The 8,688-nt window shown below is 63.4% G+C and carries 10 protein-coding genes; 1 reads left to right on the forward strand and 9 read right to left on the reverse strand.

Annotated features, from left to right (window positions below):
* Positions 1-215: 215 nt before the first annotated feature.
* The 6 genes from QK287_RS10130 to QK287_RS10155 all read right to left on the reverse strand — a co-directional run bounded on the left by QK287_RS10130 (position 216) and on the right by QK287_RS10155 (position 5,482).
* Positions 216-1,679, reverse strand: a complete 1,464-nt coding sequence (locus tag QK287_RS10130) for a protein adenylyltransferase SelO (RefSeq protein WP_226774333.1) — start codon at positions 1,677-1,679, stop codon at positions 216-218.
* 23 nt (positions 1,680-1,702) lie between these two features.
* Positions 1,703-2,005 carry a hypothetical protein gene (locus tag QK287_RS10135; protein WP_226774332.1) on the reverse strand — a complete coding sequence of 101 codons (303 nt, stop codon included), beginning with the start codon at positions 2,003-2,005 and terminating at the stop codon, positions 1,703-1,705.
* Positions 2,006-2,189: 184 nt separating this feature from the next.
* Positions 2,190-3,446, reverse strand: coding sequence for an MFS transporter (locus QK287_RS10140; RefSeq protein WP_282359982.1), 1,257 nt, complete (start codon positions 3,444-3,446; stop codon positions 2,190-2,192).
* Between the two features lie 137 nt (positions 3,447-3,583).
* Entirely contained in the window at positions 3,584-3,910 is a 327-nt protein-coding gene (locus QK287_RS10145; protein WP_226774331.1) for a YciI family protein, read from the reverse strand.
* A gap of 154 nt (positions 3,911-4,064) precedes the next feature.
* Positions 4,065-5,042 (reverse strand): TIGR03086 family metal-binding protein, encoded by a 978-nt coding sequence (locus tag QK287_RS10150; protein WP_282359977.1) that lies wholly within the window; start codon positions 5,040-5,042, stop codon positions 4,065-4,067.
* Complete coding sequence (locus QK287_RS10155) at positions 5,042-5,482, reverse strand: helix-turn-helix domain-containing protein (protein WP_348774846.1); 441 nt, start codon at positions 5,480-5,482, stop codon at positions 5,042-5,044. The genes QK287_RS10150 and QK287_RS10155 overlap by 1 nt, the downstream gene beginning before the upstream one ends.
* Before the next feature lie 42 nt (positions 5,483-5,524).
* Between QK287_RS10155 and arfB the strand changes: the two genes are divergently transcribed.
* Positions 5,525-5,947, forward strand: coding sequence for an alternative ribosome rescue aminoacyl-tRNA hydrolase ArfB (arfB, locus tag QK287_RS10160; protein ID WP_226774329.1), 423 nt, complete (start codon positions 5,525-5,527; stop codon positions 5,945-5,947).
* A 162-nt stretch (positions 5,948-6,109) separates the two neighbouring features.
* On the opposite strand, the gene fmdA is transcribed toward arfB, so the two are convergent.
* Genes fmdA through QK287_RS10175 form a run of 3 tightly spaced genes read right to left on the reverse strand, consistent with a single transcriptional unit; the run spans position 6,110 to position 8,382 of the window.
* Positions 6,110-7,366, reverse strand: a complete 1,257-nt coding sequence (gene fmdA, locus QK287_RS10165; protein WP_226774328.1) for a formamidase — start codon at positions 7,364-7,366, stop codon at positions 6,110-6,112.
* 36 nt (positions 7,367-7,402) lie between these two features.
* Positions 7,403-7,693 (reverse strand): zinc ribbon domain-containing protein, encoded by a 291-nt coding sequence (locus QK287_RS10170; protein WP_226774327.1) that lies wholly within the window; start codon positions 7,691-7,693, stop codon positions 7,403-7,405.
* 50 nt (positions 7,694-7,743) lie between these two features.
* The gene (locus QK287_RS10175; protein ID WP_226774326.1) at positions 7,744-8,382 is read right to left on the reverse strand and encodes an AmiS/UreI family transporter; all 639 of its coding nucleotides are present in this window, start codon (positions 8,380-8,382) and stop codon (positions 7,744-7,746) included.
* Between the last annotated feature and the right edge of the window lie 306 nt (positions 8,383-8,688).

Below are 8,688 nucleotides of genomic sequence, written 5' to 3' on the forward strand. Positions count from 1 at the left end.
CACTAATACCCCCGGGGGTATCTGGCAAGCGGCCGATTCTGCCGAAGGCCGTTCTACGCCACGAGTCTCCCAGATACCCCCGGGGGTAGTCAAAATACTGACGGGGGTATCCTCGGTGTCGCCGCTGAAACGGACTCGCCAGTAACCGGCAGGGCCGCGGAGGACCTGGCGCCGGACGCCAGCAATGAACCCGCAGACCGGCCGGTGGCGAGGTGCTAGGTTCCGCAGAAGGTCCGGTAGGGGCCAAACTCGACCGGCGGCGCTGCAGCGAAGCGTTCCAGGCCCGGGCGCTCGACGAAGGGGTTGGTCACCGCGGCCAGAAGTTGCCCTAACGGTGCGAGGTCGCCGCCGGTACCGGCCGCGAGGGCGTCCTCTACAAGGTGGTTGCGCGGGATATAGGCGGGGTTGACCCGGTCCATTGCATCCGCGTCCGGATCTTCGGCACTCCAACGCTCCACCCATGCATCGAAAGCCGCCGGGTCGGGAAGCAGAGACCTCGCCGGCCCGGTGTTGCCGCGGGCGGCAGCACCAAGGCTTCGGAAGAAGGCGGTGTGGTCGGCACGCCCGGCCTGCAGGATGCTGAGCAGCTCGTCCACCATCGTGGCAGCCACATCGTCTTCGACGCCGGCAGCCAAGCCAAGCTTCGCCCGCATCCCGGCCGACCAGGCAGCGCCGTACTGCTGCCGGAACCCGGCGAGCGACTCCTGCGCCAGGGCGATCGCCTGCTCTTGCTCGTCGTGGAAGAGCGGCAAGAGGGACTCTGCGAGCCGCGTGAGGTTCCACTCCGCAATGGCGGGCTGGTTGCGGTAGGAATAACGTCCGGTCTCGTCAATCGAACTGAAGACCGTCGCCGGAATAAAGGCGTCCAGGAAGGCGCAGGGGCCATAGTCGATGGTCTCGCCGGAGATTGTCATATTGTCGGTATTCATAACGCCGTGAACAAACCCCACCAACATCCATTGCGCAACCAGCGACGCCTGGGCGCTGATCACTGCCTGGAACAAGGCCAGATGGGGGTGCCTGGCTGCGGCCGCGGCGGGATGGAGGCGGGTGATGGCGTGGTCGGCGAGCCGCCGCAGCAGGCCGATGTCCCCTGTCCCCCTGGCGTACTGGAAGCTGCCCACCCGCAGATGACTGCTTGCCACCCGCGTCAGCACGGCCCCTGGCTGCATCGTTTCGCGTTGCACCTGCTGCCCGGTGGCCACTACCGCCAGGGACCGTGTGGTGGGGATGCCCAGGGCATGCATCGCTTCACTGACGATGTATTCGCGGAGCATCGGCCCCAGCACTGCCCGTCCGTCGCCGCCGCGGGCAAAAGGGGTGCGCCCGGAGCCCTTGAGATGAACATCGCGGAGACGGCCTTCCACGTCCATCAATTCGCCGAGCAGGAGCGCTCTCCCGTCGCCCAGCCGAGGGGCCAACGAGCCGAACTGGTGGCCGGTATACGCCTGTGCCACAGGAGTCGCACCGTCGGGGACCAGATTGCCGATCAGCAGCCGCAGCCCATCGGAACCGCGAAGGTAGGCGGGATCAAGGCCAAGCTCTCCGGCCAAGGGCTTGTTGAGGACCACGAGCCGGGGGTCCGGGGCCTCGTCCGCCTGCCAGGGGATGGACATCTCCCCCAGCTCCCGGGCAAAACGGCCGTCAAAGCTGACAGGTGAGGAAGCTGTGGCAGTCATACTCCAAGACTAACTGTGGCGCCTCAGCGGGCTGCCACCTTCTTAATGGCTACCATCTCTATAATCCTGGTCGAGGGCTCTCCAACCAACGCCGGAGCCGTCACACCGGTCTTCCAGGTGTCGTTCTGCAGACGGCCCAAAAAATCCACAGCCTCTTCCTGGGTATCAAAATCCATCTCCAGCATGACGTAGTCCTCTTGGTCCAGCGGCCGCGAAATCCGGAACGACCGCACTCCCGAAGCGGCCCGGTCCAGCGGGTCACTGTCGAAAGCCCTCCTCCACATGCCGAAGTCCCGGACCTGGTGTTCGATCTGCAGGGTAATCATGTGACTCTCCTGTCGCCGTGGTTATTGAAGCCCAACTCTAGGCCCGAAGGGCTGCTCAACGTAAGGTGTCCGGGACCTGCCAGAAAGCGGGGCGGTCCCTGGATCCGCGCCAAAATGACTATTGCCTGCTGGTGATCAACGCAGAGCACGGGCGGGCCGCGGGAATCATTACTGCACGGAATCACTACTGCGCGGAATCGGTCGGCGCGGCGGCCTGATCGGCCCGGTGGCGCTGGCGGCGGCTGGCCAGCAGGAAAGGCGCGGCGACTAGCCCGATGATGCCGCCGACCGCCAGCGACGCGGAGTAGCCGTACACATCTGCTGCCCGGCCGAGCATCGGCTGCACCACCACACCGCCGCTTGATCCCATCAGCGAGTCAAAGCTAAGCACTGTTGCCCGTTGCCGCGAGGCGATCATGTCGTTGAGGTAAGCCTGCCGCACCGGGGTGCCCGCGGACGTTACCAGGGCCCAGAGTGCCAGCAGCACCAGGGCCACCCAGAACACCTGGATAAACCCAAGAGTGACCAGGATTACCGCCCCCATAACGCTGCTCAGAATGAGTAAGGTCGTCCGCCGCTGCACAAGGCGCCGCAGCCGTGGCGCCAACCAACCGCCAATCACCTGGGCAGCTGCCACGATTGCCGCCGCCACCCCGGCCACGGAGTACGCGTGCGGGTCGCCGAAAAGCTCCAGCAGGTACGGCTGGAGCGCGTAGAAGACATAGATCCCGACGCCGGCACTGAACGGCGCGGCGAACATCACGTACCGGACGGGCGGATTCTTCAAGCCGTTCTCAATCGAGGCGGAGAGTACGGCACGGGTCGCCTGAAGCGGGTGTCCCTTCCGTTCCGGAGTGAACCCGACGTCGTGCATGAGCCTAAAGGCCACAACGAACATCACCATCAGCACTCCCACCCGCAGCATAAACGGCACGCCGAGGTTGGTGGCCTGGGCGATGACACCGCCGGCCACCGAGCCAGCAAGCATTGCGATGCCCGAGACCATCAATCCCCGGCCGAGTACCGTCTCCAGGTCGCCTTCGTATCCGGAAAACCGCAACGCGTCGACGAGCCACGCTTCCACCGCCCCGGAGAAAAAGGTGAATCCCAAGCCGAGCACAACGGAAACCACTGCCCACAACCAGAATGGGGCGGAAAGCTGCCACAGCAGGTAATAGAGGTAGGTGGATAGCGCCAGCGTGACGGTGCCGAGCAGGAAGGAAACCCGGCGTCCCCAGCCATCGGCGATCGCACCGGTGGGCACTTCAAACAGCACCATCCCGGCGGTGAAAAAGGCGTTCGCGGCAAAAGCCTCAAGGTTGCTCAGCCCGGCATCGAGCAGGAAGAGGGTGTTGATCCCCCATATGAACGAGGCCGCAAGGGTATTGCCCAGCGTCAACGTCAGATAGATGCGCTGAATCGTTAGGGCTGCGGCGTTCATCGGGTTGCCGTCCCCGGCGGGGCGAGCGGCTGGCACCAGGCCATTCTCGTCTCCTTGCTCGATGAGAGCCAGAGAAGCGGGCGGAGGAAACCCGCACGCAGCTCGCTCGGTTCGCCGGGGCACCACTCATTGCGGCGCTACATCTCGCCGAGCTCGAAGATCTCCAAGGTGAACGTCCCTTTCCGCTCGGACAGGAAGGGGTGTCCGTCCGCCAGGGCTCTAGCCGCCGCGAGGCTTTCGGCTTCCACTATCGAATAGCCGTTCAGATCCGAAGAGTCCGCCACGGCACCGTCGTCCACCACCGCTGTACGGGAAGGCGTAAACGGTGCGCCAATATCGAGCAGGGCCGGCCCGATTTTCTCCACCCAGCCGCCCCAGGCGGCAGTCTGCTCCGCTGACTGCTCCGGGGTGAACTGGTCCATCGGTGTGGCCGGACCCTTGTAGAGATAGATGAACTTGCTCATAACATGTCCTTTCATCTGCGTTCGCCTTTCGAACGGCCCGGCATGGACGCTGAGACCGCCCCGCCCGTGCGAACTATTAGGAGGCGGGATTGTGCAAGGGATGCAGCAGATGCGGCCGCCCTGGCATTGTGTGCTCCTGCCGTGAGTTGGCTTATCAGATGCCGGCGACCTCACGGCCGGTGAACGCAACGAGGCGCTCCATGCTCGCCGCCGACTCATCGACAAGCGTCCCCGGGGCGAAGTCGCCGCCGCGCTGGTGAGAACTGATCGTGTTCCGGGCAAGGCCCAGCACGTAGTCCGCGAGTACCGGCGAGACGGTGAGCTCCTGCCCGGTGGCCTTCGCAAAGTCCCAGGCGTGGACCAGGAATTCCACATTCAGGATATTTGCCACCATCGTGGCGGGAAGTTCCGCGAAGCCCATGTCCACGCTTCCCGCCAGGCCCCGGGCCCGGAAAGCTTCCAGGATGATTTGCGCTGCGTCGGCGATTCTAACCTCGGGCGGGGCCGTCGGCTGGGCAGGAACGGAAACACCGAGTGCACTGCCGATCGATGCAATCGACCCGAAGAGATGGTTCAGGAGGCCTTCCACGGTGAAGCCTGCGCAGGGCGTGCGGGCTCCCATGTCAGAGTCCTTGAGTCCGCGGAGAATGCGTTGGACTACGGCGAGGGTGGCTTCGGCGCTGGCAAGCTCATCGATCGGATCCGGGGCTGCCGCCCAGTCATCGTCACCGGCGTCGCCGGTCGTGGCCAAAAGTACGAGTCGCGCCATAAAGTGGTTCCAGCCTTGGGCGTGGCCGATCTCCTGCTCCGCGGTTAGCCCGTCGTGGATCAGCTGGACAGTCGTTCCGCCGTCGACCGCTTCCAGGGTCACTGTCACAGTCGAGGCACCCGGCGGCAACTGGGTGTCCCCCTCCCATCCCCAGGTGTAGATGACACGTTTACCCGGCTCGATTTCCACAAACGTCCCCAGCGCCACATGTCCCGGGGTAACGGTCCAGCGATAGCTTCCACCGATGCGAAGCTCGACCCTGGCCGCGACGGCCTTCCAACGGCGAAGCCGTTCAGGCTCCGTGATGAGCAAGAAGGCGGTATCCGGGTCAACCGGGAGGAAAACAGTTTTTGTGTAGGACATCAGTTCTTCCCTTGCCGTGAAGGTGGGCGGAGCCGGCCGGCGTCAGCGACCAGCAGATCCAGTTCGTTGGTCCAGAAGGAGTCGAATTGTTCACGCAGCCGGACCATCCCCGAGGAGTCCAAACCGTAGTACCGGTTCCTGCCGTCCTTTCGGGCCGAGACGAGACCGACATCGGATAAAAGCAACAGATGCTGCGAGATCGCAGAGCGGCTCACAGGAAAGTTTGCGGAGAGCTCCGTTACCGTTTTCTCCCCCGCTGCCAAGAGTCGAAGCAGTGCCCGCCTGGTTGGCTCCGTGGCAACTTCCAGAAGATCAGGCACAATTAATACGTTAGCCTTGGCTAACGTATTGTGCAAGTGTTTGTCGGGCATAACACCCGCTCGCTGGTTGGCGCAGGCCCGGACACCGACCGCCGTTGCCGGGACCGTGGATTCGCCCATGGCGAGGCTCCAACTGCGCCGATATTGTGCGAGGCTTAGCGGATGGATCTGGAGGTGTCGGCCGCGCTCACGATTCCCGCGGCGGAACTGGGCTGGCGGTTCTCGCGTTCGTCCGGCCCGGGAGGTCAGCACGTCAACACCTCGGACAGCCGCGTCGAGCTCACGTGGAATGTCGTCGCCTCCGCGGTGCTTTCGGACGATCAACGACTGATGCTGGTCACCCGGCTGGATTCCCGCCTCATCGCCGGAAGCATCACAGTTACCGCTTCCGAGCGGCGTTCCCAGCTGCGCAACCGCGAAATCGCCTTGGCAAAGCTCGCCGGCCTCATAGCAGGCGGCCTTGCGCCCGAGGCTGCGCGGCGCCGCGCCACCAAACCGACGCGGGGTTCCAACCGCCGGCGACTCGCGGCAAAGGAACAGCGCTCGGCGACAAAACGGCAGCGGCAACGGCCGTCAGCAGAGTAGCCGGGCGGCGGATCCCGGACCTGCGGCTGACGGGCGAGCCGGCGCCCGCGCAGGCCTCAACCCAGCGTGCCCAAGATGGCGGTCCGGCTCCCTCCGGCGGCGGGCCGGGTGACGCTGGGTGTGCTGTGGGCCGGGGCGCCGCGGGCGCCCCGGCCCAGGCGATCAGCCGTTCCGGGACATGGGCACGCCCATGCCGGGATCTATCTTGTGCGGGCCCGCAGCCGACGGTGTGACATCGAAGTCGAAGATGGCTGTGGGGATGTAGACAGTCGAGCAGGAGTTGGGGATATCCACAACACCGGAGAGCCGGCCTTCAATGGGCACGGCTCCCAGGATCATGTAGGCCTGCTCTCCGCTGTAGCCGAACTTCTTCAGATAATCGATGGCGTGGAGGCAAGCCCGCTGGTAGGACAGGTGCGAGTCCAGATAGCGCTGTTCGCCGTCAAGTGTCACCGACGTTCCGGAGAAGGCCAGCCACTGCGAGAACTGCGGGTCGACGTTGCCGGGCATAAAGATGGCATTCTCGCTGACGCCGTAGGTGTCCATGCCGCCTTTGATGATGTCCACCCGGAGGTCTATAAAACCGCCCATTTCGATGGCGCCGCAGAAGGTGATTTCGCCGTCGCCCTGGGAGAAATGCAGATCACCCAACGAGAGGTTGGCGCCGTCAACGAAGACCGGATAGAAGATCCGGCTGCCCTTGGACAGGTTCTTGATGTCCTGGTTTCCACCGTTTTCACGCGGCGGGGCAGTCCTGGCCGCTTCCGCTGCGACCCGGCTAAAATCCGCCTCGGGCAGGTGTCCGAGTACAGCGTGCCCGGCCTCGGGCGGCAGCGCCAGGGGTGGGACGCGGTTGGGGTTGGTGGCAATGAGGTCACCTTCGCGCTTGTTCCACTTCGCGAGCAGTTGAGCCGACGGCGCCGTGCCCATCAGTCCCGGGTGGATCAGCCCGGTAAAGGAAACGCCGGGAACGTGCCGCGATGTTGCGATCTGTCCGGTGAAATCCCAAATGGCCTTATAAGCGTCCGGGAACTGATCGGTCAGGAATCCGCCACCATTGTTTCTGGAGAAAATACCGGTGTAGCCCCAGCCCTGCCCGGCGAGCGGGCCGGAATCTTCCTGCGGAATGGGACCAACGTCGAGAATATCAACCACCAGCAGGTCCCCTGGTTTTGCGCCTTCGATGGCGAAGGGGCCGCTGAGTTTATGGACGGTCAGCAGGGGAGCATTCAGGATATCGTCTGCCGAGTCGTCATTGACGATCGCGCCGTCGAACCATTCCCGGCAGTCCACCCGGAACGACTCACCAGGCTTGACCGTGGCAATGGCAGGGATTTCCGGATGCCATCGGTTATGGCCTATTTTCTCCTGGTCCTCGAACTTCTTTGACGAGTCAAGGTTAAATATCTTTGCGGGCATTGTGTCTCCTTTGACTAGGTTCCGCTTCTTAGATTCCTAGGGCCGCGGTAGTTTCTGATGTAACGGGTTGGAGGTGTATGGCTGGACCCTCTTGGGGGCGCCCGGAATGCGGGAGTTCACCACCTGGGGTTCGGCGGCGCTGCGCACGGTGCTGTCGATAAGTTTGAACGCGGCTGACCCGGACCGTGAAAGGTAGGGACTGCTGATGACGCGGCGGGATACGCCGCCGCAGGCCGGGCATACTGCGGTCTCCGGCGCCTCTCCGATCGGGTGCTGCGATTCGAACAAAACCTCATGGGATGGGCAACGGTATTCGTAGGTGGCCATGGCCGGGTCCTCTCTTGTCCGGGTGGGAGACTATTCCCCCTACGGGATGTTTAAGCGGTCCGGGCCACATTGGTGGGCTGGGGCGCCAGGGCCCTGTTGCGCATCGCCTTCCGGCCGAGGAAGTAGGCCGCGGCCAGGGCCACCGCGGCAATCGCGGCAACCAGGGCCGCATACCCGTTGTTGGTCTCATAGCGGCCAAGAAGCAGGAAGAACGCGGGGATGGTGCCGGTCAGGTGGCTGATGAAGACGGTGAACCAACCGGTCATGGTGGTGAGCGAATCCTTCTTCAACCCGAGGACCAGGAAAAAGAGGAACCAGAGGACGGCCCAGACAAACCAGATGATGCCAAAGACCGGGTCCGCCACCAAGGTAAATTGCAGGACTCCGATCGCAACGGCACAGGCTGCCACAAACAGCGAGAACCAGCCCAGGCCTTCGCCGCTGATTCCTGTCATTTGCAGGATCCCTACATACAAGTAGGTAAACCCGAACAGATACAGACCGGCCGCACCGAAGATAACAGTGGGATCGTTGTTGGCCTGAAGGATGATAATCGTCGGAAACACCACCTGCATGGTGCCAACAAAAAAATTGAGGATTGCCGCAGACTTCCCCGGGATGACCCCCAAAAGCATCAGCCCGTTGATAAACAGAACTGCTCCAACGTAAAGCAAACCAACACTACCCATGTCAACTCCAGCGCGAGGTGAATAGAGACTTTGCGGGCGCTCCCGGCGTTCTTTGGCAAGTGCTGTGCCCGCCTAAAGAGCCGAAGCAAAAGAATGTCCTGAACTCAGGATTTATCCCTAGACTAGACCTCCCGGGCGGCACCCACTAAGGTCCTTTGGCCCTGCCGCTAGGGCCGAATTGACGGGGCGGTTATCGGAGCGGCGGCCCGGGCCTTGGGCCCGAGATAAGTAACGGGTTGGTGACGGTTCCCGGGTGACCCATCCGGGGTGGGGGGTGTTCCCGAAGTACTCCTGACAGACCAAGCC

Source organism: Arthrobacter sp. AL05, assembly GCF_029960715.1.
Lineage (GTDB): Bacteria > Actinomycetota > Actinomycetes > Actinomycetales > Micrococcaceae > Arthrobacter.

Excerpts from the sequence above, each read along its gene's own strand:
- QK287_RS10130 (WP_226774333.1), bottom strand. The coding sequence starts at position 1,679 with ATGACTGCCACAGCTTCCTCACCTGTCAGCTTTGACGGCCGTTTTGCC.
- QK287_RS10135 (WP_226774332.1), bottom strand. The coding sequence starts at position 2,005 with ATGATTACCCTGCAGATCGAACACCAGGTCCGGGACTTCGGCATGTGG.
- QK287_RS10140 (WP_282359982.1), bottom strand. The coding sequence starts at position 3,446 with ATGAACGCCGCAGCCCTAACGATTCAGCGCATCTATCTGACGTTGACG.
- QK287_RS10145 (WP_226774331.1), bottom strand. The coding sequence starts at position 3,910 with ATGAGCAAGTTCATCTATCTCTACAAGGGTCCGGCCACACCGATGGAC.
- QK287_RS10150 (WP_282359977.1), bottom strand. The coding sequence starts at position 5,042 with ATGTCCTACACAAAAACTGTTTTCCTCCCGGTTGACCCGGATACCGCC.
- QK287_RS10155 (WP_348774846.1), bottom strand. The coding sequence starts at position 5,482 with ATGGGCGAATCCACGGTCCCGGCAACGGCGGTCGGTGTCCGGGCCTGC.
- arfB (WP_226774329.1), top strand. The coding sequence starts at position 5,525 with ATGGATCTGGAGGTGTCGGCCGCGCTCACGATTCCCGCGGCGGAACTG.
- fmdA (WP_226774328.1), bottom strand. The coding sequence starts at position 7,366 with ATGCCCGCAAAGATATTTAACCTTGACTCGTCAAAGAAGTTCGAGGAC.
- QK287_RS10170 (WP_226774327.1), bottom strand. The coding sequence starts at position 7,693 with ATGGCCACCTACGAATACCGTTGCCCATCCCATGAGGTTTTGTTCGAA.
- QK287_RS10175 (WP_226774326.1), bottom strand. The coding sequence starts at position 8,382 with ATGGGTAGTGTTGGTTTGCTTTACGTTGGAGCAGTTCTGTTTATCAAC.